Annotated in this window: 31 protein-coding genes; 16 read left to right on the top strand and 15 right to left on the bottom strand. The window is 42.1% G+C overall.

From position 1 onward, the window contains the following. On the top strand, positions 1 to 721 hold a 721-nt coding region (locus AC5JM2_RS08725), incomplete at its 5' end, for a GNAT family N-acetyltransferase (protein ID WP_495834502.1). Positions 722 to 1,082: 361 nt separating this feature from the next. On the opposite strand, the gene AC5JM2_RS08720 is transcribed toward AC5JM2_RS08725, so the two are convergent. From AC5JM2_RS08720 to AC5JM2_RS08700, 5 genes are all read right to left on the bottom strand, one after another. Beyond that, positions 1,083 to 2,183 (bottom strand): hypothetical protein, encoded by a 1,101-nt coding sequence (locus AC5JM2_RS08720; RefSeq protein WP_495834501.1) that lies wholly within the window; start codon positions 2,181 to 2,183, stop codon positions 1,083 to 1,085. Beyond that, complete coding sequence (locus tag AC5JM2_RS08715) at positions 2,120 to 2,767, bottom strand: HNH endonuclease (RefSeq protein ID WP_495834500.1); 648 nt, start codon at positions 2,765 to 2,767, stop codon at positions 2,120 to 2,122. The genes AC5JM2_RS08720 and AC5JM2_RS08715 overlap by 64 nt, the downstream gene beginning before the upstream one ends. Positions 2,768 to 2,993: 226 nt before the next feature. After that, positions 2,994 to 3,893, bottom strand: coding sequence for a Hint domain-containing protein (locus AC5JM2_RS08710; RefSeq protein ID WP_495834499.1), 900 nt, complete (start codon positions 3,891 to 3,893; stop codon positions 2,994 to 2,996). Continuing rightward, positions 3,874 to 4,395 carry a hypothetical protein gene (locus AC5JM2_RS08705; protein ID WP_495834498.1) on the bottom strand — a complete coding sequence of 174 codons (522 nt, stop codon included), beginning with the start codon at positions 4,393 to 4,395 and terminating at the stop codon, positions 3,874 to 3,876. The genes AC5JM2_RS08710 and AC5JM2_RS08705 overlap by 20 nt, the downstream gene beginning before the upstream one ends. After that, positions 4,388 to 5,668, bottom strand: a complete 1,281-nt coding sequence (locus tag AC5JM2_RS08700) for a DNA modification methylase (protein WP_495834497.1) — start codon at positions 5,666 to 5,668, stop codon at positions 4,388 to 4,390. Before AC5JM2_RS08700 ends, AC5JM2_RS08705 begins: the two co-directional genes overlap by 8 nt. Before the next feature lie 115 nt (positions 5,669 to 5,783). Between AC5JM2_RS08700 and AC5JM2_RS08695 the strand changes: the two genes are divergently transcribed. Continuing rightward, the gene (locus AC5JM2_RS08695; protein WP_495834496.1) at positions 5,784 to 6,938 is read left to right on the top strand and encodes a DUF932 domain-containing protein; all 1,155 of its coding nucleotides are present in this window, start codon (positions 5,784 to 5,786) and stop codon (positions 6,936 to 6,938) included. A 91-nt stretch (positions 6,939 to 7,029) separates the two neighbouring features. Here AC5JM2_RS08695 and AC5JM2_RS08690 read toward each other — a convergent pair whose 3' ends face one another. The 5 genes from AC5JM2_RS08690 to AC5JM2_RS08670 form a co-directional block, all read right to left on the bottom strand. Beyond that, positions 7,030 to 7,320, bottom strand: coding sequence for a hypothetical protein (locus AC5JM2_RS08690; RefSeq protein ID WP_495834495.1), 291 nt, complete (start codon positions 7,318 to 7,320; stop codon positions 7,030 to 7,032). 50 nt (positions 7,321 to 7,370) lie between these two features. Beyond that, on the bottom strand, positions 7,371 to 9,626 hold the full coding sequence (locus tag AC5JM2_RS08685) for a ParB N-terminal domain-containing protein (protein ID WP_495834494.1): 2,256 nt from the start codon (positions 9,624 to 9,626) through the stop codon (positions 7,371 to 7,373). A 396-nt stretch (positions 9,627 to 10,022) separates the two neighbouring features. Then, positions 10,023 to 10,610, bottom strand: a complete 588-nt coding sequence (locus AC5JM2_RS08680; protein WP_495834493.1) for a hypothetical protein — start codon at positions 10,608 to 10,610, stop codon at positions 10,023 to 10,025. Between the two features lie 69 nt (positions 10,611 to 10,679). Next, positions 10,680 to 11,063, bottom strand: a complete 384-nt coding sequence (locus AC5JM2_RS08675) for a hypothetical protein (RefSeq protein WP_495834492.1) — start codon at positions 11,061 to 11,063, stop codon at positions 10,680 to 10,682. Positions 11,064 to 11,249: 186 nt separating this feature from the next. Next, positions 11,250 to 11,723 (bottom strand): hypothetical protein, encoded by a 474-nt coding sequence (locus AC5JM2_RS08670; RefSeq protein ID WP_495834491.1) that lies wholly within the window; start codon positions 11,721 to 11,723, stop codon positions 11,250 to 11,252. A 124-nt stretch (positions 11,724 to 11,847) separates the two neighbouring features. Between AC5JM2_RS08670 and AC5JM2_RS08665 the strand changes: the two genes are divergently transcribed. Then, on the top strand, positions 11,848 to 12,024 hold the full coding sequence (locus tag AC5JM2_RS08665; protein WP_495834490.1) for a hypothetical protein: 177 nt from the start codon (positions 11,848 to 11,850) through the stop codon (positions 12,022 to 12,024). A gap of 334 nt (positions 12,025 to 12,358) precedes the next feature. Here AC5JM2_RS08665 and AC5JM2_RS08660 read toward each other — a convergent pair whose 3' ends face one another. Beyond that, positions 12,359 to 13,630 carry a hypothetical protein gene (locus tag AC5JM2_RS08660; RefSeq protein ID WP_495834489.1) on the bottom strand — a complete coding sequence of 424 codons (1,272 nt, stop codon included), beginning with the start codon at positions 13,628 to 13,630 and terminating at the stop codon, positions 12,359 to 12,361. Positions 13,631 to 13,741: 111 nt separating this feature from the next. Next, the gene (locus AC5JM2_RS08655) at positions 13,742 to 15,031 is read right to left on the bottom strand and encodes an RNA-guided endonuclease InsQ/TnpB family protein (protein ID WP_495834488.1); all 1,290 of its coding nucleotides are present in this window, start codon (positions 15,029 to 15,031) and stop codon (positions 13,742 to 13,744) included. Between AC5JM2_RS08655 and AC5JM2_RS08650 the strand changes: the two genes are divergently transcribed. Further along, a complete protein-coding gene (locus AC5JM2_RS08650; protein ID WP_495834487.1) occupies positions 15,021 to 15,152 on the top strand; it encodes a ribbon-helix-helix protein, CopG family in 132 nt (43 codons plus the stop codon). The genes AC5JM2_RS08655 and AC5JM2_RS08650 overlap by 11 nt on opposite strands. A gap of 319 nt (positions 15,153 to 15,471) precedes the next feature. Here the strand turns inward: AC5JM2_RS08650 and AC5JM2_RS08645 are convergent, their stop codons facing one another. Then, positions 15,472 to 15,771, bottom strand: a complete 300-nt coding sequence (locus AC5JM2_RS08645) for a hypothetical protein (protein WP_495834486.1) — start codon at positions 15,769 to 15,771, stop codon at positions 15,472 to 15,474. Positions 15,772 to 15,800: 29 nt separating this feature from the next. Continuing rightward, a complete protein-coding gene (locus AC5JM2_RS08640; protein WP_495834485.1) occupies positions 15,801 to 16,031 on the bottom strand; it encodes a hypothetical protein in 231 nt (76 codons plus the stop codon). Positions 16,032 to 16,160: 129 nt separating this feature from the next. Here AC5JM2_RS08640 and AC5JM2_RS08635 point away from each other — a divergent pair, with 129 nt between their 5' ends. From AC5JM2_RS08635 to AC5JM2_RS08620, 4 genes are all read left to right on the top strand, one after another. Then, positions 16,161 to 17,042 (top strand): hypothetical protein, encoded by an 882-nt coding sequence (locus tag AC5JM2_RS08635; RefSeq protein ID WP_495834484.1) that lies wholly within the window; start codon positions 16,161 to 16,163, stop codon positions 17,040 to 17,042. A gap of 427 nt (positions 17,043 to 17,469) precedes the next feature. Beyond that, entirely contained in the window at positions 17,470 to 20,190 is a 2,721-nt protein-coding gene (locus AC5JM2_RS08630) for a UvrD-helicase domain-containing protein (protein ID WP_495834483.1), read from the top strand. After that, positions 20,191 to 20,415, top strand: a complete 225-nt coding sequence (locus AC5JM2_RS08625; protein ID WP_495834482.1) for a hypothetical protein — start codon at positions 20,191 to 20,193, stop codon at positions 20,413 to 20,415. It abuts the gene before it with no gap. A gap of 353 nt (positions 20,416 to 20,768) precedes the next feature. Continuing rightward, entirely contained in the window at positions 20,769 to 20,948 is a 180-nt protein-coding gene (locus tag AC5JM2_RS08620) for a ribbon-helix-helix domain-containing protein (protein WP_210612060.1), read from the top strand. 153 nt (positions 20,949 to 21,101) lie between these two features. Here the strand turns inward: AC5JM2_RS08620 and AC5JM2_RS08615 are convergent, their stop codons facing one another. After that, the gene (locus tag AC5JM2_RS08615; RefSeq protein ID WP_495834481.1) at positions 21,102 to 21,488 is read right to left on the bottom strand and encodes a hypothetical protein; all 387 of its coding nucleotides are present in this window, start codon (positions 21,486 to 21,488) and stop codon (positions 21,102 to 21,104) included. Positions 21,489 to 21,735: 247 nt separating this feature from the next. Here AC5JM2_RS08615 and AC5JM2_RS08610 point away from each other — a divergent pair, with 247 nt between their 5' ends. The 8 genes from AC5JM2_RS08610 to AC5JM2_RS08575 are packed head-to-tail and all read left to right on the top strand — an operon-like array spanning position 21,736 to position 24,423. Then, positions 21,736 to 22,122 (top strand): hypothetical protein, encoded by a 387-nt coding sequence (locus AC5JM2_RS08610; RefSeq protein ID WP_495834480.1) that lies wholly within the window; start codon positions 21,736 to 21,738, stop codon positions 22,120 to 22,122. Next, the gene (locus AC5JM2_RS08605; RefSeq protein ID WP_495834479.1) at positions 22,119 to 22,685 is read left to right on the top strand and encodes a hypothetical protein; all 567 of its coding nucleotides are present in this window, start codon (positions 22,119 to 22,121) and stop codon (positions 22,683 to 22,685) included. The genes AC5JM2_RS08610 and AC5JM2_RS08605 overlap by 4 nt, the downstream gene beginning before the upstream one ends. Before the next feature lie 44 nt (positions 22,686 to 22,729). Continuing rightward, positions 22,730 to 22,972 carry a hypothetical protein gene (locus AC5JM2_RS08600; RefSeq protein ID WP_495834478.1) on the top strand — a complete coding sequence of 81 codons (243 nt, stop codon included), beginning with the start codon at positions 22,730 to 22,732 and terminating at the stop codon, positions 22,970 to 22,972. A 2-nt stretch (positions 22,973 to 22,974) separates the two neighbouring features. After that, on the top strand, positions 22,975 to 23,172 hold the full coding sequence (locus AC5JM2_RS08595; protein ID WP_210612055.1) for a hypothetical protein: 198 nt from the start codon (positions 22,975 to 22,977) through the stop codon (positions 23,170 to 23,172). Continuing rightward, complete coding sequence (locus AC5JM2_RS08590; protein ID WP_495834477.1) at positions 23,169 to 23,435, top strand: hypothetical protein; 267 nt, start codon at positions 23,169 to 23,171, stop codon at positions 23,433 to 23,435. The genes AC5JM2_RS08595 and AC5JM2_RS08590 overlap by 4 nt, the downstream gene beginning before the upstream one ends. 29 nt (positions 23,436 to 23,464) lie before the next feature. Beyond that, positions 23,465 to 23,677, top strand: coding sequence for a hypothetical protein (locus tag AC5JM2_RS08585; protein WP_495834476.1), 213 nt, complete (start codon positions 23,465 to 23,467; stop codon positions 23,675 to 23,677). A gap of 3 nt (positions 23,678 to 23,680) precedes the next feature. Beyond that, positions 23,681 to 23,944 (top strand): hypothetical protein, encoded by a 264-nt coding sequence (locus tag AC5JM2_RS08580; RefSeq protein ID WP_495834475.1) that lies wholly within the window; start codon positions 23,681 to 23,683, stop codon positions 23,942 to 23,944. After that, positions 23,944 to 24,423: a hypothetical protein gene (locus tag AC5JM2_RS08575; RefSeq protein ID WP_495834474.1), complete on the top strand. Its 480-nt coding sequence runs from the start codon at positions 23,944 to 23,946 to the stop codon at positions 24,421 to 24,423. Before AC5JM2_RS08580 ends, AC5JM2_RS08575 begins: the two co-directional genes overlap by 1 nt. The last annotated feature ends 17 nt before the right edge of the window (positions 24,424 to 24,440 follow it).

Here is a 24,440-nt window from a genome sequence, read left to right as displayed (position 1 = left end):
AGTCGAGGTTTTGGGATTGAGATATTTATCCTCTTTTTTTGGCGAAGGTATTGTAATGATGGAGATAATTTTTGTGAAAAATGTTAATGAAAAACACACAATAAAATATCGAATTATTCAAGCAGGCGACTTTCAACAAACTGTTGATCTCTGTTCTCAAATTTTTACGAAATATGAACCAATAACTAAGAGTTTGAATATAAATTATCAAGAATTTAGACAAATAGCTGAACCTTATTGTATAAAAGCCATTGAAGATAGACTTTCAATTGTTGCTACCGACTCTAATGGACAGATTGTTGGTTTTACTATATCAGAACATTTGATGAGCCAACCTCCTTATTTGAAAGATATTAGCTATAAATTTGAACCAATTCAAGCTTTATCATATGATTTAAAATATAGTTATTCTAGATCACAATATTATTTGAAGTTATTTCAGACATTGCATATTCTCATGGTGGGAGTTAAAGAAGAATACAAAAATCAAAAAATTGCTAAGACTCTAATTAAAGAAAATTTAAAATTAGCTAAAATTAACAATTTTTCTGTTGCAATTGCTGAAGCAACTGGACTCATATCTCAAAATATATTTCGTAGCTTAGGCTTTAAAGAAGAAGTTATATTCTTATATAATTCCTATATTTTTAGAGGGGAAGAAAAATTTTCATCTATTAAAGAATCAGTAGGTTGTGCCTTGATGTCATATTCGATTTTTTGAGATTTCATTGGGGAGCACCCATTTTTGTAGAAATACTGATTCATTCGTGTACAGGGCAAACGCAAGCCAAATGAGATTACGGATGAAAAGTACTTTCAAGTCAGTCTCAAAGCATACACAAGATTTCAAAAATGTGTAGTACACATATATCAATCAATTTACAAGAATGATAATCATGAATTAGGGTGAGAGAAACGAGCATTTATCGTTTCTCTCACTAGCCCTCTGTTATATTCTCATTCTCATTCAGACGTAAAGTGACAGAAGAGGGGTAATTTCTTGACAGGCACACTTCGGAGCTTCCATGCTCCCGCGTGAATCAGCGTATAAATTTTTTCGTCTTTAGATTTGCTTTTGATAATTACATGCCTTGCACAAAAGAACCAATAGGAACATGGCGATTTCGCCTAAACCTTTGTTGAGCATATATGACAATTTGAGAGGTGCAATCTACAAAATCATCAGTGTTATACACTCCAAACTTTATAAATTCAACTTTAAAATCTTCTGCCCAACCAACGCCTTCGCGAATATAAAAGTTCCCAGATTCTAGAATAGGAGCAACAATCTCTGCTCGTTGAGTTTTGTTCCCATGCGAATCAGGATTGAAAGCAGCAACACCAGGCACTTCATTTTGCAGATCCTCAATTACTGCACTGCCTGATGCTTTTTTTTCTATTAATTTGACACCAACTGTGCCCAAAACAGGTTCCCATCTATCAATCAAATCTAAAATGCCTTTTTTAGCTGCTTTAAACCCGCAGCGTTGATGAAAGACATCTACCAGGTAGAAATCTGGGTAAGCGATCGCAAACAAACCCACTGCTACATATGATGCTGTACTAGAAGTACTGCCAAAGGACAAGTCACCTGATATAAATAGCTGGTATTTTTGCGGCAATTCCTTAAATGTCTTCCAAACAGCGTGGCTGAATACACCACCTTCTAATGGCGCAGGTTCCTGGTCATGACGAGCGTTATAAGCATAAGCACCTAGCTCACGTCTTGCTTCTGCATCTTCTTCCTCTCCAAAACGATGAGGATGCAATAGGTCACCAGGATGACGCACAGCTAGTTCCTTGCCCGTTATGGGTGAAAGTATCGTTTCAAAGGTTTTTGCCCGTGTCGGTAGCTTAATAACATGAAATGCGTACGACTCTGATGAGTCCTTGTTAATGACATTGTAAATGTACCCGCTAACATCAGATTCGTGAGTGCGTTGTTGAACGACTATGCACTTGGTTCGTTTTGGATCGTTGGCGCGGGTAGTCAAGTATGCTCTGAATTTTTTAACCTTGCCTTCGCGATCAGCATCGCTCTCGCTGCGTTCTGGATCATTTGGATCGTCACAATTATGCACCAACACCCCAGAGGCAAAGTAGTTATGGTTAGCGGTCGCTATGTTGTAACTTTTGTCTGGTACAGCTTTGCGCTTAACAGACTTGACAGTTTTTCTCTGCATTGTTTTCTTTGCTCAAGTGAACCGTGCAACCCACCATGACAAGTATGGCAAAGTGCCACAAGGTTGAATGGGTCATTGTTTCGCTTATCATAGTCGATATGGTGCACGTCCAGCTTTTTACCGTTTTCAGGTGTTGAGCACAGGAAACATTTATGATCCTCTCGGCTTCGGATTTGCTCGCGCAATGTGCGATTAAACTCTCTAGGATATGGTGTCTGCCAGCTTCCATGCACATAGCGTCCGTTCCCCTCTCCTTTAATGCGATCGCTATGCGCTACATTAGCGCAATCCTGAGAGCAGAAAAAACGCTTCCCATATTTTGTGGCATAGTTGAGCTTAGCGTTTGATACAAAAAAGAATTCATGACAAATAAAGCACTTTGACTTAGAGTGTTTTTCCTCAAAAGTTTTGCGGGGATCGCTTTTCTTTCTCCTTTTTGGCGCGTTATACCGCACTCGCCGACCATGCTTGTAATGCGGATTGCGATCACCGCGCTCATACAAGCCGTAACACTTTTTGGAACAGAATCCACCGTTCCTAGCTTCATGTGCCGGAGTCAGGGGCGGTAATACTTCTCTCCGCATTGCCTACAGGTTAGCGTGTTCTTTTCCCTACTACTAGTCCAATAACACGTCAAGGAGCAGTATTCGCTATCTCTTGAGGAGCGAAACGTTCCACCACAATAACTGCAAGTGCGATCAGCAAGCGTACGCCTCGCGATATCCCTGCATTCCCTTGAGCAAAACTTAGCAGTTGCAACCTTGGATGGTTTAACAGGAAAGTCCTTCTTGCAATGAGCGCAGTTAATTGTCACAGGCATAGAACAATATCTCCAGGTGCTATGTCACTTGCAGCGACGTAGCCCTTACCTTCCACCCACACAGGATGTTCGTCAGTACACTCCAAGATAGTTCCATCATCCAGTTCAATTTCGATGATTTCTTTGCCTGGGTTTTGCTCGTACCTTAATATTGGTTGCCATTCAACCTCGCCTGTGGCATGGTTGTAAGTTGCTACATCAGCTTCTATTTCTTTCTCGACTATCTCGCCTATGGGTAACTCGCCCAGCGATGTCGTTATATGCTGATGTGACGGAAGGCAGATGATATAAGTTCCCCCGACTCCGGTCACCGAACCATCCAATCCTCGCGCATACATGATGCCGCCTGAGACGTTAGAAAATTCAGTAATTCGGTTGCGGTCATCAGATAAAGCACATGCCCCATCCGTAAGTGATTGATACCATGCTGACTCTATAATCTGGCGGCGCTTGTAACTGTGGTCATTTGCCAGAGGCGTTGAGTAGCTGAGGCAGAGAAACGACTCCCAAGGCGATCGCATCCACACCCAGCACGGGAAAAAGACAGAAACAATAAGAGATTTGAGTGAGCGCGGTGCAACATTCATTAGCAACCGTCTATGCTTGCCCTGCGCTATAAGAATTAATTCTTCAACCATAAGGTCATGCGACCAGTTCCAGTCTAGAAACGTATTTGGTTCTAAAACTGCCCACGCACCTGGGCGCATCTCATCATAGCCCAATATAAATAACTTTAAATTATCAGCTATAGCACGGCGCTCTTTGTCATTGCTGGAGGCGATCGGGACGCGGGTTGTTTTGATGGCGTTAATCAAAGCTGACTCGGCAATCCAGTTATTGACACCGTAATTTAGTATTTCACGTCGTCGTTTATCGCTGGTTCTTCTCATCGGCAAGCGTGTCCACTAAAGTGTCTATACCCAAAGATTCAGCCTGAAGTTTTGACCCCACGTCCACCGCCATGACACTTGCTCGCATTAGCCCTGCTAGCTCATTGGACTTTAGGACTTCAGGGGTCTGTAGCCGCGTGGCGAGCTCACGTTGAATGATTGCGATCGCCCGTGCGCCCATTGATACCATCGCCTTGGCTGTGCGCTCAGTTTCATCTCGGTATGCTTCAACTTTGCGTGCGTACTCGTCTCGCTTGACTTGCTCACGCTGAACGCGAGTTATACGGTCTATGTACTGGTCGTAATCACGACATCGCGCCACCCAGTTATATCGGCTTGACCATTCCTCCAATGTCCGTCTATAACCTATTGGGCGCTGTAATACCTCTTGCGCGGCTGTTATAGTGCGTTTGCCGCCCAAGTCCCTAAAAACTTGGAACGCCGCCCACGCCTTATTGGATTCGCCCGTTTGCCTTTCCCAAGACTGTAAATCCTCATCCATTTATCTCGCCTATCTTGTGGGCAACGTCGCCCGTGTACGTTTCGTAACGCTCAATAATGGCGCTGGCGAAACGCGGGTCTAATTCGACCAGCCGCGCTCGCCTATTGGTGTTCTGACAAGCTATCAAAGTGCTACCCGAACCTCCAAACGGGTCTAGTACCAAATCGCCGCCCTTACTTGAGTTGGCAATGCAAAACTCTATGAGCGAGGTTGGCTTTTGGGTGGGGTGAATATAACCGTCAGTATCACAGTTTTTCTTATCATAATGCGGTGGCGAGTATTCTAGTATCGTTGTCTTGGTGCGATCGCCATACCACCGATGTGCCGCCCCCTCCTTCCACCCATAAAGTATTGGCTCATGCTGCCAGTGATAGTCGGAGCGGCTAAGAGCAAAGTGGTTCTTAAGCCATATTAAACAGCTTTGTAGCTTCCACGGCTGTGCCACAAAGGCATTGCGAAAGTGATGGCCCATAGTGTCGGCGTGAGTTATATAAATCGGACACCCAGGTTCTAACACCTCATTCATGCGACTGTAAGCTTTGTCAAGAAAGGCGCGGAATTCTTCATCGCTCATCTTGTCATTTTGAATCTTGCCCAGTGGGTTGGTTTTGCGCTCCTCACTAAAATTACAATTCCTTTCCTCTGGATCGTAGTCCACATTGTATGGCGGGTCAGTCCATATCAATTGGATTTTTTCATCTCCGAGCAAAGTCCGAGTTATGACCGAGTCAGTGCTGTCGCCTACTATCAGCTTATGTTCGCCCAGTTCCCAAATATCACCGAGCTTACATCTAAGCTCTTTTGCTCCCGGCACCGCATCTGGATCGCCTGTACCTCCCTTGCCGTTGGGTTCCTCCTCCTCAGTGAACAAGTCGCTTAGCTCGTCTGAAGTAAAGAACGCACTCAAGTCAACATCTTTACTAATTTCTTTAAGTATCTCGGCATCCCATGTAAGACTAACCTCGCTTACCCTGTTATCGCAAATTGCCAACTGCTTTGCCTTAACATCCGTCGCCAAATCCAAATCACTGCGACGAACAATCACTAACTTACTCCCATCGGTCTCTATCTCTATCCCATCCAAAAACCCAGATTCCACAGCAGTTTCTAAAGTCTTGTTCCCTGCAATAACCACACCATTCCTGTCAACAACTATTGACCTCCCAGCCCCTAGCTGCTGCAAAGATTCCTCTAACATCCCACGTCCACGCTCACTGCCCTTATTAGCGTTCTTGGGGTCAAAGCTTAAATCCGTTAATTTAACCTCTTTCATGTCACCTGGTTATCGTAACGTTACAATAACCATAATATAAAAAAATAGCCAGAAAATCATTGACAATACATGCCCATATGGGCATACTAAAGAAGTAGTGAATGAGATTTCAGCTATGAGTTTTGAAGAACATGGCATTTCAGACGCTTCTTTAGATGGCGGCTTTAACTTAGAGTTTGATTTTAAGCCAGAAGCGCTTAAAAATGAGCAATACGAGCAAGGCTTTCACTTTGACAAAGACAAGGTGAAATTAGCGGCATCTGAGATTAAAGAGCGCTTTAAGCAAAATGGTTACAAAGGCATGATCAACGATGCTTATTACAAGGGAGTGGGCGTCGCAGTTGAGTCAGAGTGGAGCTTAGACGAGAAGCTTAAGCACGCAGGGCTTAATTGGGAAACTGAAACATCTTTGATGAAATACGGGAAAAACATGGAATTTCTCAATACGCAGCAGCAAGCAGTGTATAGGGGAGATACAGGGCTACTCTTTGGCGTTACTAACGACACTTGGCAGCCTTATCAAAATCGTGAGGTAGTGAATGCTTTTGATGAGTTTTGTGCGATCGCAGGAATTGAAATGGAACGCCTAGGCAGTCTGCGCGACGGTCGCCTAGTGTTTGCCAGCGCGGTTGTTAATGAATCATGGGCAGTCATGGGAACAGATGATGTCATTTGCGGTCGCCTGATACTCACAAACTCACACGAGTATGGCGCAGGGCTTACCGCTAAATTAAGCGCAGTCCGGCTTGTTTGCTGCAACGGTATCACTCGCAAGGTTAACGTTGGTACGCGCTCTATAGGGCATAATCAATCCTTTTCAAAAGCATCAGTAAACGCAATTCTGGAAAGTTCAAAGAACAATTTCGCAAACTTGGGTCAGTTGATTGATGAGTTGGCACAAACTCCAATCAGCAATCGGGAGGCTAAAGACTTCTTGATTGAAACGCTAGGCGACAAGGAAGAAAACAGCGATCGCCTCAAGTCTTTTTATGACCAAAGTAAACTGGTTCGGCAAGCTTATTATAACTATGCTAACCACACCAGCATTGGATCTCACTTAGAGGCTAGCAACAATAATGCGTGGGAACTTTTGAACTGTGTCACTGAACAACTTAACCACCATAGCCGTAGCACTGGAGAATCTCACATTCACAGCATGTGGCATGGCGGGAAAGCCCAGGTTGAAAACAGAGTTCTTAATGCACTTGAGCACAACTTTCTTAAACGCCAAAACAAAAACACTCAAGCGGTTACAGTAAAAGGATTTTAGCAAAGGCTGCTCTTAACAGCCTTCATACATAAAAAGAAAAAAACAAGGGAGGTTTAAAACCTTCCTTTTTTATATTACTGCTTGTTGTTTATTACTGTTGTTTAATAAACTTCATTACCACGCTAAGATCTAATTGCAACCAAACATCCGCCTCGGCAAAAGTCGTTTCATACGCGCCACTATGCGCTTTAATAATCAAATCATAAAAACCAAGCTTGACTAAATCCAAAATCAAAGCCTGCTCAGGATCAGATAAAGGACTTTTGCAGGAATGATAATAACCTGTTCTTGCTTTGTTAAGAACTTCATGATACAAAGAGAAATCTGACTTGAAAGCTTTTGCTTCTAAATCAGAAATTAAAATATTTGTTGATTCTTTCATAGAGCACCTCTAAAACTGGTTACCGTAACGTTACGATAACCAGATATTTTTTAGGCAGCACTCAGTTGATCTGCTGCGGTTGCGGCAATGGTTTTAGCTTGCGCTTTGCTTTCTAGGTTTTCAGAGATTTTTTGCCCATTAACTTCGGCATACCAAGATCCATCCATCGTTTCGATAATTGAAAGCCTCATGCCCTTGTATTGAGCGCTGGAACCGTTGGTGCTTTCTTGCCAATGCAATTCACTATCGTCAAAAGCAAGTGGCGTAATATTTGGTTCAAATGCCCAGCGTCTAATTCGGACATCAGCAAATGGTTCAAAGATGTTGGCGAACTTTTGCCAACTACCACCCAGGTAATACACCGTCATTTCTGCTTTTGCATAAAACTGATTTGCAACGGTAAGTTCTACAGGGAACAAGATTTCACCAGAAACAGCAGCAATTCCTTTAAGAGCGTTGCGTACACTAAGAGCAGGGTTGGCGACAAAAATAACAGCTTCTGCAATATTGCCTTTAACCCATTGCGCAGATAATGCTTGAATCCATTCAAGCAAATTATCAACATAAAGGCAACCAAATACTTTACAAGCACCTCGCTTACCAGGAATTTGCCAATCAGCTTTTAAAGCGTTTAATTTGTCAGATGCGCCAGTAAAATGATGTGTTGCATTTGAGGAAGCATTTGCACTAAGAATATCAATGTCAATTCTTCCCAGAGTATTTGCAACCAAGCGCATAAGATTAGGAGGCAAAACAGGGGAAGATGACTGGGTAGACTCTGCTCTATTAGGTGGAATAGTTCCACTAGGAGGAATGTGGACACCTTCTGGCGTTTCTCTTTTGGCAAATGGGGAGAGTTTGTTGTTTTTTGCGATCGCTTTAGGAACACTAGATGCATCCCCGTTCAAGATCATATCCGCAGCAGTTCTGGCATCAGCAGGAGCATGCTGGCTATACTTAATTAAATCCTCGCAGGTCTTTGTTTTCTTGTCCCCAGAGTTAAAAACTTCTCGGATTTTTGTTGCCATCTCTCTATCAGGAGAATGATCAATAAACTGAAGGATTCGAGATTGCGCAGCGGCTGTCGATGGGCTAATATCTGGCTCATTAGCAACTGTTCGCTCCCAAGCAGATCCTAAAGCAAGTGGGTTCTTTGTACCAGAAGGATCACGCAAACGCGCTAACTGTGCCTGCTTGGCTTCTTCGGAACAATACTTGAATCTAATGTCACGCTCACGTGCTTTAATTTCTGGTGTTTTTTCACGAGTCTTGTTCGCATCAAATAAGGCTTCAATGAATTCCACTCTCGTTTCAAATTGACGCACATCAATTGGAATTGTTTCCAGACCAGCGTTTATGGCTGCAAGCGTTCGCCTATATCCTGAGAAGGTTTCTCCATTGGTACTAACTCCAACGGCTTGCAGAATTGGCTTACCACTCATTAAGTCCTCTTGAATATCGGATACGTCTTCCTCGTCATCTGTAGGATGGTAAGCTTCCTGATTTTCAGAAGGAAATGCCAGTAACCAAGGATCAAAATTCAGTTTATCGCCTGCCTGCAATGGTTTTTTGTCTTGGTGATATTTCAAAACCAAAACTGAGCGCACCCAATGAAACCTTTTGCTTGGTTCGGTTTGAATGACAAGTTGGGATTCTTGCTTAGACAAAACCTCAAACAACTGCCCAATGAAATCATCTTGTTCTGTTTTTCCAATAATAAAACGGTAACTCCCAACAATTTTTTCAATTGGAGTATCCAAAAAAACAACTTTGGGAACGCCTTCTGGAAGCTGTGTTTGATTTTCTTCTTGTTGTGGCAGCACAGCGAACTCTTCTGGCACCGCAACATTACTAAGTGTCCAATCAGAAGATGGGATTAAGCCAGACTTACCTTCTACTTCTATTTGCCCTGGGTAAATCAACCGCACTAGCTTGCACTCCTCTCCAGACCTAAGAATCACCACTGAATCTATGGCGGGAGATTCACTAGTTGCTTTTTCGTCATACATTAAGTCGCTAAGGTTAGCTTTAAACACTTCGTCTTGAAAAGTTTCAAGCTCTACTTCGCCATTGTCAAAAACTTGGTAAATCTTGTGAACTTCTTCACCTATGCTTTTGGCAACATACAAGCTATCCAAAGATCCACCTTTTTCTACTAAATTGAAGAATGCACTTAAGTTTGCAAGCTTAATTTCGCCTTCTTCAATTTTTCGAGTGTTTGCTTTGCTTGTTCGTTTAGCTCTCAATTGCTCAATTTCTTCTTGAGTGCTTTTGATTGCTGACTGAATAATTTCTATCTTTGTCATATTTTACCTTAAATTACCTGTGCTTTTAGTATGCCATACTTGCCATACAATGACAAGTCCGTTATGGTAATTTTACGTTAACAACAAAAGAGCTACTGCGCAGTAGCTCTTTATAATTTGCCATTCAACCAAGCCTAAAGCTAAAGTTCCATTGGCAATGGAATGCCATAACTGGCAAAAAATGAGTCAGGATACGATTTACACCTGTACTGGGCAATAATAGAAATTAGTCCAATAACTGTCCAGTTCCCGTAACAATTGTTGTTGATGTAAAGCGCAAATATTGAGTCACAAACAGGCAAAATATTAATATTTTTGCCCTTAGACCTTAAGTAACATATATCGTGCTGAATTTCTTTCACAAGTTCATTCATCTCTCGTTACCGTAACGTTACGCTAACCATCAGAATCACTCAAAGTACCGAAGCTGGCAGAAAAAGCGCCTATGCGAGAACTCACATCAATAACAGGTTCAACACTTCTGGTATGGTTGAATTGCGCTTCTAACGGGTGAGGAATTGTGCTATTCTTAATGAGTTTCCAAGCCAAACAAAAATCTTCTTTCACAGATTTGTGCAAAGCAGCTTCTGGGCACATTCCAATCCCAGATAACCCACCAACTGTCTGCAAAGCACGACGAGCATGAGGAGATAAGCACTCAACCCTATCTCTTGCATCGTCAGCAGACATTCTTAATGCATCAAGAACAACGATCCATTCAGAAAGTGCATCCGCGCTTTCTGATTCTTTCACCAACTCACGGAACTGCTGCGGCGTTGGATGATAACTGTAGTGCTCGTAGACTTTTTCTATAGCAGATTGGCGTTCTTCCCGCGTTAAACCTTCAAAAATCTTTACCCAAACCATAATGGCTTCCTTGGGTAACTCTATTTCTACTATGTTCGTTTTTCCATGCAAGTAACTAAAATATTTGTTAAAATCAGAAAGCATTTTTGTTACTGCTTTGACAATCTCAACATTCATATTCCTTTGTCTCCATAATATTTTCCTTCAAATCCGTTGTGATCATTGTATGCCCAAGTGGGCATTGCGTCAATTAGCCAAGAAAAATTTATCCCAGCGGACAACCCACAGAATTTTATATGGGTTATCTTTACCGATGTCGCGGATAAAATCTTCGCGTGATTGCCAGAAACCTCCCTCCCGCACAAGGTCTGATTCAGGCATATCAATCAACATCTCCTGGTAAGGCTCACAAGATAGGTGAATCTGTCCCAAGTAACAAGCACCATGCACAAATGGCGCGTTAGACCAACAAGAGTGCAAATGTTTCCCTGAACGATAAGCATTTAACCACTTGTTTGCGTGAGCGTCTGACCAGTTGCGCCGAGACACTGTTTTCATGCCTGTTCTCAAAGGATCAGCAACTTTATGCTGTACAGCAAGCTTGCAAGTAATAGAAAAGCTTAAAATCATAAATTCTCCAAAAGCTTAAGGATACTTAAATGCCAGTAACGCTCATAATCCATTTCTACGGCGTAGCCTTCCCCCAGGCGAGATAGGTGATACTTTGAACGCGAACTTGCTACAAGGAAACCAAGCTCAATCAATTTGTCTCGAACGGTTTTGAATGAAAACGCAAAGCAGATATCAAATTCTTGGTTAAATGACCTGGAAATTAGGCAAAACAACTGTGTGTTTAGCGGCTGTAACCGCGCCAATAAGTTGACGTTTTGCTCTGTCATAAGTTAGCCACCAAATATCCCAATAGCTGGGTGGCTTGTCAATCAGGCGACAATACTGATAGCTCAAAACATCGCAGGTCAGTGGTGTAGCTGCGAACCAAGTAGTTACAGCCATCACGTCGCGTTCAATGCCTTCAAAGTCACCCAAAGTGTAAACTGGCTCAACAAGTGGTTCATCCTCAGCTTCAGCTTCAGTTTCAACTGGAAGATTAGCAAGGTAGTTCTCAAGTAACAGGCTAATGTCAGCAAGCGTGTCCGCACCAAACACAGGGTTAAGTTGCACGTCAACTACAACATACTTATACAGATTTTTTTGTTTTTTGTTGACGTTCATTTCTAAACCTGCTTCTTTGACCTGCGCACTAATTCCTTCTATCGTTAAACGTGTCATGTCTTTCTTTTTGGTGGTTGATATTTATTATGCCCAATCGGGCATAATAAATCAAGCGGTTCTAAAAATATTTTTCTGCCTGGTTAGCGTAACGTTACGATAACCGTAAAAGTTGAGGAAGATTATGAAAAACTACAGGCTGAAAGAAACCTTGCATTTAACCACTCAGCAGATGGAATTAGCGGTACAAGAGCATAATGCCGCTGAGTATGCGATCGCTGCAAAGATGATTCGTTTTGCAAATAGGAGATCACGGTTTATTACTGGGTATACCAGTCAATACTCTGGCAGGATGGTATAATAAGTAAGTACCTAGAATGTTGATGTGTTCTCTTTGGTGGTGAATCGCTTCAAGTTCTTGGGTAAGCGCTTAGAAATGTTTCTGGGCGCTTTGCATTTTGCGTGAGTCGAAGGGCGATCATTGATTTGGTTTAACTGGGCGCAAATTCACCCAATCAGGGAACCCATGAGAAACCAAGCCAGAGGATTCTTAACCCCAAAGTTCTGGTGTATCAGGGTTACTGAACAAAGTGTTGACAAGCCAGGACAGTTTGGCACTTATGAAATGGGAAAAAACAGCTTGTGAAGGATAGTGCTCACCTCGGTAAGTGGCTTCTGAAAAGTTTGCATAAACATCAAAAATCATCAATAAGTCCTGAGCGCTCCATCATCATAATAACTAACTCCTCATCCTTGTTAGCTGCTTCCCAGCACTCGGCGATATTTTGAATCTCAGCTTGTGTGAAATTGTTTCTAAGGACAATCCTTCTTAATTCATCTCCGCAACGGGTTAGAAAGCTTTCTAGAGGGGATTGAGAAGAAGTTACTACTGGGGTCAAGTTAGTGACAAATTCATTCCAAAAGTTAGCAAGGGTTTCCAATCTAGTTGCGTCGCTGTGGGCTTTTAAAAGATAGTTCCGCACACGATTTTTATTTTTTCGGAACCCATCTTTAGTAAAGGTGCTGCATTGTTTCAAGTGAGAAGTGTACAGCCATTCAGCAAAGTCCCATTTGTACAAGTCGTTGCGACTGTGCCCTGGGTTTTCCCAAGGAAGGATTAGCCGTTTGCTCCCAGGCATCAAAGGCAGGCTTTCAACACTTTCTATTAGCTGATAGTTCGGTTGTTCGCTTTTGTCGAATGATGCTGCTGCGGGCGCGGGAATTTTGTCCTCATGAGTGATCTCGTTTTCTATCAAAGTTTCTGGTGGCTCTTCCGGAGTAAAAGAGAGATCGTAATTTTGCTCCTCTGTGTTATTTAACAGCTTAATGCTGTCCCAGTCAATTTCATCCGACACTAACTCAGAGACTTCTTGAAAAAGTTCCATATGCTCTTCTGTGTATGTATTCTCTGGATAGTTATTCTCTGAAGTATTCTCTGTATATAGATGATCGGAGGATTCCTCAGCTACGTAACTGACAATTTTTAATTTACGTGAATCAGGATTCTTCATTTCCGTAGATTTCTTTTGCTTAGTTACGTAAATAGGCTCCCCATGAGTTAAAACTTCCACTTGTTCAGCAACCTTTTGATGATTGCGGAAGTAAAAGGTAAGTCCTTTGATTTTGTCGTGATAAGAGCAGTACATATACTTATTGTCCTCGCCAAACACTTCTCCCTTGGCAAGAGCTACAGAGTATTCACGTTTTGACTTATAACGAATGCCAATTCGGTCAAAGGCTGTGCGAAATTCTCCTACAGAAAAATTCAACTCTTCTTCCCAAGAGTCGCCTTCTCTGTAAGCTTTGTGCTGGCAAGGTTGCATAAATTTATAGAACCCATCGCCAGTCCCGTCAAAGCGGAATTCTAACTGCTGCATGAGGATAGCTGAAAGCACAGAACCCGTTATGTTGCGCAGTTCCTTGTGGTATGGGATTGGACGAGCAAAAACTGAAAGGGCGCGATTCATTATATAATCTATTCTATGTAATATTTAATGTGATTAATAGTCTGAATTGTTGATTTTGCAAACGAGCTTGCTCTTATCGTCAATTCAGTGACATACTCCCGACTCTGATGCTTACGCATACAGAGCGGGCTTCTCATCGACTCCAGCTATTGCTTCGGACGTTAGATGAGCTTTATTGACGGAATGCCCTACCGCCAAATACTTGATATTAATCGCTGCATTGTGGTCACGGTCAAGCGTCAGTCCGCATTGAGGACAAGCGTGAATTCTGTCCTTCAGTTCTTTCGGAACTTTTATACCGCATCCAGAGCAATTTTGAGAAGTGCCACCAGGAGGTACAGCAATTGCAAGCAATCCAGCTTTTTCAGCTTTGATTGAAAGAATTTGCAAGAATTGACCCCATCCAGCGTCGTTAACTGATTTTGCAAGTCGAGACTTGGCTAGACCTTTAATATTTAGTTTTTCATGAGCAACGTGTTTTCCTTGTTGTAAAAGCTTCTGAGCGGCTTTGTAATGAAAGTCTTTCCGTTTGTTGCTGACTTTTAAATGAGCTTTGGCAACTCGCTTAATCGCTTTCTTGCGACGATTAGACCCCTTCTTTTTGCGGGAAAGTGAACGCTGTACTCGCTTTAGATACTTTTCTGCTTTGCGATAATGCTGAGAAATTTCTATTTCTTCCCCTGAATCGTCTACCAGAAACGACTTTAATCCCACGTCGATGCCAATGGTGTTTTTCAGTGTTGGGGCATCAGGAGTAAGAACGGGAACAGACGACTCTTGAAGCGACAACGTGATGTAATATCCGTCTACTTTTTTGATAATTGCAGCCGTCTTCACCTTGAAGCCATCAGGTAAAGGACGGTGCTGAATCATTTTCAGCTTGCCAATTTTTGGAAGTTGAATAAACCGCCCGTTGATGTGTTCTGGTTTGACTGGATCTGGGAATGCAATTGAACGAAATCGTCCTTGTCCCTTGAATCGTGGCTTACCGCAACGAGAGCCGTTACTATCACCGCTTAACCATCGGTCAAAAGCTTTCTCTACCCGTGCAATAACATCTTGCAAGGTGTGAGACGGAAGGTCTTTGTATTCAGGAAACAGCTTTTTAGAGTTCACCAAGTCCCGTTTCTGAGCATAGAAATCGGGACGATCTTTCAACTCGCTTAAGTGGCAAATGAGGGGGCATGCATCAACATCACAGCGATTTTGTTCGTACCACTTGAACCGCTCTGCCAGCCGATAGTTGTATTGACGACGAGCAAGTTCAATCCATTGATCAATTGTGGATTGTTGCAACTTCGTCAGACGTAATCGGTACTGGTAGGCGGTTCGCATGGGAAAAATGAATGCTGTGATAGCATTGTAGTGCATATATCCATACATCGCAATTATGTTTAGCAAAGAAACAATCCAGATTCGACTCCCTAAGACCGAAAAAGATCGACTGGATTCCTATTGCCAAAAAACCGGAAGATCCATCACGGATGTTTTGCGGGAATTTATTCGTTCATTACCGGAGTGAGTTGCTCGTCTCGTCGGCGTGGGTCGCACTCGCGCGACTTTCTTTCGGCATTGCTTGACCCACCCTCCTCACCTTGCTCGCATTCTTCCCGACGCTCACCCTTCGGGTAGAGCGCGGGGCTGCTGCTACAAAAATTCAATATTAATCATAATTTTACTTCCTTTTTTTCAAGCGCAGTGCCATAAGTACTGCGCTTTGTCGTATCAACATATTCTACATCCAAAAAAAATCCCCCTTGTTACCGTAACGTTACTGCAACCAGGCGGAACTCTATGGTTAAATAGAAATTAACGACTTACACTTGAATGTTTAACGATTTTTAGCAGGTCGCGTTCGATAAGCGGATGCGATCTGTCAATTCTTCCAATATAGAAATACATTGGTTAACAGCAGTATCATCCGCATTATCTTGAACATTTAGCATGGTACGCATAATATAACGCATTGCGGCACCGCGATCCTTGTTATTTTGTTTGCACCAATCATCTAGCTGCGCTAATAGATCTTCATCTACATATGCAGCTATCCTTAGCTTTCTGGTTTGCTGTTCTGCGTAAGTTAATCCTTGTACTTTAGGTTTTAACGGGTTTGGTTCTTTTGTGGATTTACGTGTATTCATTTTAGTGCCTCCTTGTATAAATTATTAAATTAAGTGTTATTTTTTTTTGCTTTAGAAGACTCAGATAATAATGCCTCTAGCTCCTTTCTGACTTTGGTTATGCGATATTTTGAGCTTCTTCTGTAGCCTCCGTCGAAAAACCTACGTAGCAACTCAGACATTGCAGCCGATTCCGTGGGCTGTTCATTTAATATTCGCCAGTTTTCAAGGGCTTTGTATTCCGCTAAACTTGGGCGGACTGTAATTTGTTTTAATGCCATACTTTTTTTAGATACTGTCTATGACCACATTAACATAATTATTTCTCATCTTGGCGCACGTGTCAATATGCCCACATTGACACGTGAAGGCAGCAACGGTAATATGGAACCACTTAGCCAAGAAAACAGATGGAAGAACTTATAAAGCTTTTAAGCGAGCAGAATAAACTACTCAAGCAATTGGTAGAAAGCACCAGCAAGCGATCGCTGGGCTTCAATGATCGCCCTCCAGGTCTCAAAGAGTGGGTGTTTGTTGGTCGCAACGGAAATGATTGCCTTTACAAGCTGGACTCCAAAAATCAACAGGTGATTATGAAACAGAAGAGTTTTACCGGATATATCATCCACGTAGCGGTAGATAAAGTTATGAGGCGGAACAAAGAGACAGAAAAGTTAAATATCACTTTGCAAGCAGGAGATGACGCCTATGTATTGTCGTCCGGACTTGATACTTGCTTTTCTAAATCTTTACTTGGAAGCTTGCTGGCAATAGAAAATATTTCTGAACAATTGCTTACTCTTGCTTTTGTACCTGGGGACGATGAAAGCATTGTGTGGTGCAGAGTGTACGCGCCTAATTACATCAAAGCGCCACTCGTAGAAAGTGAGCAACTGCTACCGTGCGCTCAAATGATTTTAGAGAAATTTGATGCGTCAAAACCTAAGAATATCCTCCCTTTTGTGCAACCAAAGCAGGTCCTGTATCCACAGCACAATGCTTTTATTAAAAGACTTCGCGCAATCTCAGGACACGAACCAGCATGGATTGTGGCTCAGTGCCGTGCTTATGGAGGCGAGCAGCCTGGGCACTTAGCACCCGACAAACTCAGAAAGTTAGTTTATGACATGGCTGGCGACTTTGGATTCAGCCAAGGAATTTACTACACCAGACAGTTGGCAGCACAAAGTTACCAAGACAAGGTGACCAATTTTGAGGCTGCTGGGCAACGCTGGGGAGAAGGCGTGTTGGCTTGGTTTCATGAAGTTAAAAATACTGCATCTGCTGGTTAGCGTAATTTTACGATAACCAGAAAAGATGCATGTGACAGCCTATCAATATACTTTTTGTAGACTAATAGCCCCACACACACAATAGAAACACCGCAAAGAGAAAACGTCAATAGATGGTTGACATTCTTTATAAAAATGTGAAATTGTGGGCATACATTGCCCAAGAGAGCGAATGCAACGTACAAAATCAGCAAAAACTTAACAGTTAATCTTGATATGATCTGCTCCATTTGCCAGTTACCAGGCAATAAATGCGGCTCCTCTTATGAAGACCAAGATAAAACTTTTTTGCTTATTACTATGGCAAGTGGAAAAAAGTATCGTGCTGAGGTAGGAGCTGCATTTGCAAAGCACTTGATTGCTTTAATTCACGAATAATTAGACGTACTTTCTGGTTACCGTAACTTTACGGTAACCAAGGGGAAACATGAAAGATAGAAATTATTACCGTAATTTTGCCTGGTCAAAATATCAGCGCGATGTGTTTAGAGAGGTTGTTCAAGGCGATCGCAACATTGCAGTGCAAGCCTGCGCCGGGTCTGGGAAGTGTTTGGGAAGAGGAACCAAAGTGTTGATGTACAATGGTTTTTCTATTAATGTTGAAGACGTTAAAAACGGTTATGCACTTATGGGCGACGATGGCACATTGCGCCGCGTTCAAGGTGTAACATTTGGGGTTGATGAATTGTACAAAATTACCCCAGTTAAAGGTGACTCTTGGGTTTGTAATTCACAGCACATTCTGACTTTAGTTAATTCACGTCGATCTGCGATTACTGGTTACGGACGGAAAATAGGAGATAACGAGGTGTTTGATATCTCTTTACCAGAATATTTAGCTTCGGAGGAAAGATTTCGCAGATACTGGAAGCAAATTAGAGTTGGTGTTGATTTTGAAGACCCAGAAGAACTGCCTTTAGACCCTTATTTTTGTGGATTATGGCTAGGTGATGGGGACGTGGTCAAGCCTAATTCATCTGGTGCAATAGTGATAACAGATAATAATCAAGAGGTGATTAGATATTGTGATGCGATCGCTTTACGGTATGGGTTAGAGACAACTCATGTGCCACAAAAAGGTAATTGCATTCGAGTTAGATTCAAGTTTACTGAAGGCTATAAGCGCGGCAAGTACGAATCTAATTATTTGAAGCAAGTGTTGCATGATTTTGTTAGTGAAGATTTTCAAAAGCAGATACCTCATGAATATTTAGTCGCTAGCAGAGTTAATCGACTTAAATTGTTAGCTGGGTTATTAGACACAGATGGTTATTACCACAGTGGATACTACGAGATTGTCACCAAGTACGCTCAATTAAACAAAGATATCCTTTTTTTGGCTCGCTCCCTTGGGTTTGCTGCTTATAGTTCAATCAAATCGGTTAAGCTTGCAGGATGGAGTGAACCAAGGAACTATTACAGAATTACTATCAGTGGTGATGTTTCTCTGATTCCATCTTTGTACAGACAAGTGCCAAAGCGCAAACAATGCAAGGATGTTTTGCGTACAGGTATTACAGTAGAGCCAATTGGTAAGGGTGAATATTTTGGATTTACTCTTGATGGAAACGGGAGATTTTTGTTGTCTGATTTTACCGTTACTCATAATACTTCAACTCTCAAGGGAATAGTTCACTGGCTACCCAGCAACACAAAAATCAGAATCTTTTGTTTTAACAAATCGGTCGCTGACAAGCTAGAAAAGGAAGTGCCAAGTAGAGTAAAGGTAGGGACGGCACACGGCTATGGGTATGCAATGTGTATGAAAGCAACTCATAGCTTTGAAGGAGGTTTGTTAATTGATAACGATAAGTATTGGAAGCTAGCGCACTCTGCTATTCAAAACATGATCCGCGAAATATCACAAGGAACAGCAGATTATTCTTTCAATAATTCAGACGAAAAAGCGCTCAGAAGTTTAACAAAAGCAATCTACAGCGTATGCCACATTATTAGAATTGCTTTGCCAGTCTTTAAATTTCGAGAAATAGCAGAAGCGCTTAGAGAGTATGGAGTTGTTATTCCTGGGAATTTAAAATTCTTTGCAATTAAGTTAGCGATGGATTGCATAATCAAGGGCAACAAACAAGCCAGCGAAAAAGCAATTTTCGATTTTGACGACTTGTTGTACATACCTCATCAGTGGCAGCTATCCCCATTAGGCAAAGTCCAGATTTTGATGGTAGATGAAGCCCAAGATACCAATGCAGTTATGCAGTCTTTGTATAGGAAGTTTGTACAAGATGGCGCACGCATAATTGTTGTGGGTGATGAAAGACAATCTATTTTTAGCTTTGCTGGTGCGCTTGCGGATGCTTTTCCTATGCTTAGAAGTGAATTCAATTGCGTACAGTTACCTTTGCCTGTTTCTTATCGATGTCCAAGTTCACACATTGAACTGGCACGGCAAATTATACCATACATTCAGGCTAAGCCAGATGCGATCAAAGGAGTTATGCAGACGATTGACCACGCATTCTTTTATGAGAACGTGCGTGCCGACGATTTGATCCTTAGCCGAATGACCGCACCACTGGTACGAACCTGCATTGACTTGGTGTTGAGAGGCGTTAAAGCGCAAATTAGGGGCAAAGATATTGCAGAAGGTTTGTGTTCAACGGCGCAGGATGTTCTTGGGCATCACCCAATGGCACGATTTACTTATCATTTGCATGAGTGGCTTGAGTCTGCAATTGAAAATGCAGACGATGATTTGATGGCGGACACCATGACCGACACTGCTCATGCGTTGCAGTCTTGTTATGATTCTTTTGGCAATCAGTGTGCAACTATTCATCAGTTCTGCGATCGCATCCTGGAACTTTTTGTTGTGGATTCTACGTCTGAGTGTGTTATCCTTTCTACAATCCACAGAGCCAAAGGTGACGAAGCACAGACTGTCTGGCTGATTGCAAGTGATGAATTGCCGCCAGAGCGGGATGATTCTAACCAAGAAATACAAGAAGAGAATTTGGTATATGTTGCTATAACCAGGTCAAAAGAAAAGCTTTACTTTCTCCCGAATAGACCAGTTTATGACAATGTAGGTGGCATTGCCATATTAGAGGACATTGATTGGAGTAAGTTGCCTAATACCTCAGAAACGCTTTCTGTGCCAGTTATTTCTATGCAATTAGAGCTTTGTTAGATGGATTTACCAGTTAGTAACAAAAGAAAAGCAACTCTTAGAGAGTACAAGCGAGAGTTGCAAAATTTGGGAAGCATGATCGCTAGAGAGTTAAAAGCTATTAACGAAGATGGCGATTATTTTACGGTTGGTCAAGCCATGAGATCAGTGTCCAGCGAGGTTTCTAGACTTGCCGCTGAATTAAAAGTGCTTGAAGAATTAATTAATGCATGGGGAGCAAAATAACGATGCCTACGGATTTTGAGGTTCTTACATCTTGTGAACTACCTACACCTTATCTGTACTCAGATAGGTGTAGGCTTCCGGCGCATTTTTCAACACTGCCAGAACTTCCTTAGGTTTAGTCCTAGGTAAAGGTGACAGCGATGGCTTTAAATTGCTAACGCGAGAGTGCTTTTTTGTGGATTGCGATCGCATCGCATTCATCAACGCAGACGGCACAACTAGTGATAAACCCGTGCCAGGGTCTAGAATCTTCTATCTTGGTACTAATTACAGTGGTTTTTTTCAGCTATTTAAACAAAATGGCACAGTTCTCCGCGCAATACATAATATACACGAAATGGAGCAGGAAACACATGTCAAAGCAATGGGTTAGTAAACGACTCACAATCAATTTAGCAAAAATTGAGATGGAACTTCTTGCTGCTGTCAGCGAAAAAACTGGGCGCAGTATTACGGATCTTGTTCGTGAATCCATTCGGATCACTTATAAGGAATTTGCTCACTCAGAAAAAAATAGCCCTCGGTTACCGTAACGTTACCGTAACGAAGGACTGAACTTACGATAGTTGTTAATATCCACCAAATGTGCATTCTATGACAAAATGCACATCTTTTTTTTAAGTGTTAAAAAAGGACTGCTGATAAAAAAAAGGCAGTCCGCAATATCGTGCTGAAAATAAATTATTTTACAAGCCTAGCCGCTGTTTAAGAAAATCCGCAGTACTTATTCCTTCGGCAGCAGCAGCATCTCGAATCGCTTGGACTAGCTCCGCATTCATAACCAAGGTATCATTGGTGTTTTCATTTTCGGATAAGCGAAACATGCCAGATTCTAAAACCAATGCATTATAAGCCTCCAAAAAATTTTCACCAGTAATCTCCATTCGTGCTCGCACTATCTGTTCAATCTCAGCTTGGTTTGACGCAGCCTTAGAAGCGATGATATTCCACATAAAAGTGGCAATTGGATAATCATGTCCAGTTGACCAAACGGCAAGATTTTGACCAAAGATTCCGCGCCTAGGCGTAATCTTGATAATATTAGGGTGTAGTTGGTCTGGTCTAAATGACATAAAACATCCTGCTTGTTTTCATATCAACATTATTATCTTAGCCGCGACGCTTCTCGCGGCTAAATTTTTTGAGTATTTTTACTTTATACAAAAAAGTACTTTGAAAAGGACTTGACGGTACTTTTTAAAGTACGTTATATTAATTTTTGTAGGCAGTCAACTAAACAGACGAGCGACTGACCAACTGAACGCAACGATACTGTACAACTAACTGCCTGCAACAAACCTTGAAAATTGCATAGGAAATGTGGCAGCAACTAAGCTCAAGATTTTAACTTTAGGCGAGGAATTAGATGCTTTATCAATTTACTGTGATTACTCGCTGACTAAAAAAGAATTAGCAGCTTTGCTAAATTGCTCTCGGACTAGTGTTGTCGCTTGGTGCGATCTCGCATGGCGATCTAGTCCTAGTTTTAGAAACGACACACCTAGAGATGAAGAAGGTGCTTTTGATAGGCAAGCGCCATTAAGCCCTTATCAAATCTGGTTTGTCAGCAGGATACAAGAAACAATGAAGCGCGTGCGTTCTGCTGATAGAACCCGCGCTTACATTACCGGAGAATCCACCGCAAAGTGGTATTCAAAAGCAAGATTTGACGTACTTCACAATATTATTCAGGAAAAAACAGCATGAACTTTAATGTTAAAGACTTAGCAGGCTACGCAGGCGTTTCAGTCGCTGAAATGATTACTCTTCTGACCGACAAAGCGCCAGACGTGAACTGGAAAGCAAATACTCCAGTACCTGACGCTTTGGTTCAGCTTTTTATGACAAACGTCGATGAGTACAAAGCAGCAAGCACCATGCCAACTGGCGCTTTGATTTCCGCAGACGGCGATGGTGCAAGCATTGCTCAGATGATGATTAATTCAGAAGCAACCCAATATGCCTTGATAGAAGCGCTCGGAAACATTGACATGAAGGATGTGGTTACCACTGCGGTAATGCACAGTCTGGCACAGATTGAGACTTACGAAAGCACAAAGTCAAAAATCTGGGAAGGTTATCTTAAATCTCGGCTTACCGCAAGTAATGAGCGCACAAATCAAGCAAGCGACGCAATCAAAAAACAAGCTGCGGAACGGCAAGTTGGCATTAGTAACCGCATGCAAACAGCGACCGCCGCATCTACCACTGCTAAGGAAGCATTGGAGGATGCTAACGCTTTTTTGACACAGACACTCGCTTCCATCTAGCTGGTTTGTTGGCTGAGATTTTAGCACGGATGAAACCAAGTTCTATGACAGAAAGTCTTAGCCAGCGAATCATGGAACTAACAGAAAAAGAAATCATGGAAGCGATTAATTCCTTGCGCAATCTTCCAGACGGTAAAAAAGCTATCAGAGATATTGCAAAAACATTCACCAAAGAGGAAAAAGCTATGTTCACCAAAAGCGTTTATTTTGTTCTCAACACTTTTGTTTTTGCCCCATTAGACGCAGTTAATTGGGCTTTAGAAAAAACAATAGCAGCTATTTATTAATCATGAAAATGACTGTAGAGCAAGCAATGCAAGACTTGAAATTTAGTTCAATTAGTAGTGTTGCCGTTGTTTTGTTTGAGAAGTTCCCTCGCCGCAGGCAAAAACCTATCAAAAGAACAACCAAGCTTACGACTCAAGAACTAAATGCATTAAAGTTTCACCGTTATCGTAAAGTTACGGTAACCGGAGGGAAGCGATGACCAAGACTAGACGGACAGTTGATAGAACCGATGTCTATGTTACCAACCATTTTGTTAGCCAGGATGGAGATCGCTATAAGATAGTTCGTCATTACCGCGATGAAATTCCTTCATCAGGACTTAAGGAAGTCATTATCGCACTTTTGGGATTTAGTGGCGCAGGGTTGGTGATTTATTTGAGTTGGGCTGGGGCGATCGCTTTGACTAACCGTCCCAGCCCTCAAAACACCACTACTCAATACATTATCAGGAATGTGCCATGAGACATTATTGGTGCAATAGTTGCAGAAAAATGACCTACCACTGCTTTCATAGTGGAGATGGGTTACAAGCAAGAGACAGCACAGGAACATGCTATCACTGCGGAACACGTAGGGATATATCGCTTAAACCGTATGTACCTGTCCCCTTTTCTCCAAAAGTACAAAGTATTTACGATGCCCTTGGGACAGATGAGTATGGGTTTGAGCAGGTGATTGACAATCTATTTAAATTACTGGACTAAGGTATGGTGGCAAAAAAGACCGTGTTTCAAGAATTAACTACCGCAGAACTTCTTGAGGGAATAACAACTCAACTGAATGCTTTTGAACAGTATCTAGAAAACGAAGAAATTAACTACGCTGTAGGCGACGTAAATACCGATTTGTACGGTGAAGAAGATCAGTTTATAGACAATTTATTTGTAGGAGGTGGTGACGTAGAAATAGATGGAATTGTAAATGATGACGATTTTGAAATTTATGTTGATGATTTATTCAGGATAGTCTAATGGGAGCATTAGGAACTAACGGCACTGCCAAAAAAGCGGGTGCAAGTACAGCGACCGCCAGTGCCAAAGAATTTGATTCAGTAGACAGCTTTGTTGCAGGAACGCATATTCCGCGTTTCATGCCCAAAGAACTGCTAAATGTAGGGCTTTGTAAAAGCAAAGAAGACTTAGAAAAGTTCAGAACATCGCTTGGGGAGTTCCGCAAGGTTGTCCAGTGGACTCAGCAAAAATACAAGATGCAACAAACGGCTGCTGATTTAGCTTTAGAGCTAAGCAAAAGCCAAAATGAGCTAATTAGTTACTTTGCTAAAACAGTGCTCAAGCAGGCGAAATCTGACTCAGAATTAGCCGCAATGCTGGGAGCACTTCCAGGAATGTTGGGTGCTATTGAAGGCACAGTGGAAAAGAAAAAAGAAGAAAAGGTGAAAACCTTTACTGAACGCCTAGCTAAGGCGGGTAAAGGTGAAAGCACCACTTAAAACAAAATCTATAGCCA

This window comes from Brasilonema angustatum (assembly GCF_059505445.1).
Note: the sequence above shows the minus strand (reverse complement) of the source record. Positions and strands in the feature narration are given on the sequence as shown.

Bases quoted from the DNA above. Each gene is read 5' to 3' on its own strand.
- AC5JM2_RS08720 (WP_495834501.1), bottom strand. From the start codon at position 2,183: ATGCAGAGAAAAACTGTCAAGTCTGTTAAGCGCAAAGCTGTACCAGAC.
- AC5JM2_RS08625 (WP_495834482.1), top strand. From the start codon at position 20,191: ATGGATTTACCAGTTAGTAACAAAAGAAAAGCAACTCTTAGAGAGTAC.
- AC5JM2_RS08640 (WP_495834485.1), bottom strand. From the start codon at position 16,031: ATGGCATTAAAACAAATTACAGTCCGCCCAAGTTTAGCGGAATACAAA.
- AC5JM2_RS08675 (WP_495834492.1), bottom strand. From the start codon at position 11,063: ATGATTTTAAGCTTTTCTATTACTTGCAAGCTTGCTGTACAGCATAAA.
- AC5JM2_RS08685 (WP_495834494.1), bottom strand. From the start codon at position 9,626: ATGACAAAGATAGAAATTATTCAGTCAGCAATCAAAAGCACTCAAGAA.
- AC5JM2_RS08575 (WP_495834474.1), top strand. From the start codon at position 23,944: ATGGGAGCATTAGGAACTAACGGCACTGCCAAAAAAGCGGGTGCAAGT.
- AC5JM2_RS08670 (WP_495834491.1), bottom strand. From the start codon at position 11,723: ATGACACGTTTAACGATAGAAGGAATTAGTGCGCAGGTCAAAGAAGCA.
- AC5JM2_RS08585 (WP_495834476.1), top strand. From the start codon at position 23,465: ATGACCTACCACTGCTTTCATAGTGGAGATGGGTTACAAGCAAGAGAC.
- AC5JM2_RS08615 (WP_495834481.1), bottom strand. From the start codon at position 21,488: ATGTCATTTAGACCAGACCAACTACACCCTAATATTATCAAGATTACG.
- AC5JM2_RS08645 (WP_495834486.1), bottom strand. From the start codon at position 15,771: ATGAATACACGTAAATCCACAAAAGAACCAAACCCGTTAAAACCTAAA.
- AC5JM2_RS08635 (WP_495834484.1), top strand. From the start codon at position 16,161: ATGGAAGAACTTATAAAGCTTTTAAGCGAGCAGAATAAACTACTCAAG.
- AC5JM2_RS08580 (WP_495834475.1), top strand. From the start codon at position 23,681: ATGGTGGCAAAAAAGACCGTGTTTCAAGAATTAACTACCGCAGAACTT.
- AC5JM2_RS08630 (WP_495834483.1), top strand. From the start codon at position 17,470: ATGAAAGATAGAAATTATTACCGTAATTTTGCCTGGTCAAAATATCAG.
- AC5JM2_RS08700 (WP_495834497.1), bottom strand. From the start codon at position 5,668: ATGAAAGAGGTTAAATTAACGGATTTAAGCTTTGACCCCAAGAACGCT.
- AC5JM2_RS08710 (WP_495834499.1), bottom strand. From the start codon at position 3,893: ATGAGAAGAACCAGCGATAAACGACGACGTGAAATACTAAATTACGGT.
- AC5JM2_RS08600 (WP_495834478.1), top strand. From the start codon at position 22,730: ATGACAGAAAGTCTTAGCCAGCGAATCATGGAACTAACAGAAAAAGAA.
- AC5JM2_RS08695 (WP_495834496.1), top strand. From the start codon at position 5,784: ATGAGTTTTGAAGAACATGGCATTTCAGACGCTTCTTTAGATGGCGGC.
- AC5JM2_RS08715 (WP_495834500.1), bottom strand. From the start codon at position 2,767: ATGCGGAGAGAAGTATTACCGCCCCTGACTCCGGCACATGAAGCTAGG.
- AC5JM2_RS08665 (WP_495834490.1), top strand. From the start codon at position 11,848: ATGAAAAACTACAGGCTGAAAGAAACCTTGCATTTAACCACTCAGCAG.
- AC5JM2_RS08590 (WP_495834477.1), top strand. From the start codon at position 23,169: ATGACCAAGACTAGACGGACAGTTGATAGAACCGATGTCTATGTTACC.
- AC5JM2_RS08690 (WP_495834495.1), bottom strand. From the start codon at position 7,320: ATGAAAGAATCAACAAATATTTTAATTTCTGATTTAGAAGCAAAAGCT.
- AC5JM2_RS08650 (WP_495834487.1), top strand. From the start codon at position 15,021: ATGTTTAGCAAAGAAACAATCCAGATTCGACTCCCTAAGACCGAAAAA.
- AC5JM2_RS08705 (WP_495834498.1), bottom strand. From the start codon at position 4,395: ATGGATGAGGATTTACAGTCTTGGGAAAGGCAAACGGGCGAATCCAAT.
- AC5JM2_RS08660 (WP_495834489.1), bottom strand. From the start codon at position 13,630: ATGAATCGCGCCCTTTCAGTTTTTGCTCGTCCAATCCCATACCACAAG.
- AC5JM2_RS08595 (WP_210612055.1), top strand. From the start codon at position 22,975: ATGAAAATGACTGTAGAGCAAGCAATGCAAGACTTGAAATTTAGTTCA.
- AC5JM2_RS08620 (WP_210612060.1), top strand. From the start codon at position 20,769: ATGTCAAAGCAATGGGTTAGTAAACGACTCACAATCAATTTAGCAAAA.
- AC5JM2_RS08680 (WP_495834493.1), bottom strand. From the start codon at position 10,610: ATGAATGTTGAGATTGTCAAAGCAGTAACAAAAATGCTTTCTGATTTT.
- AC5JM2_RS08605 (WP_495834479.1), top strand. From the start codon at position 22,119: ATGAACTTTAATGTTAAAGACTTAGCAGGCTACGCAGGCGTTTCAGTC.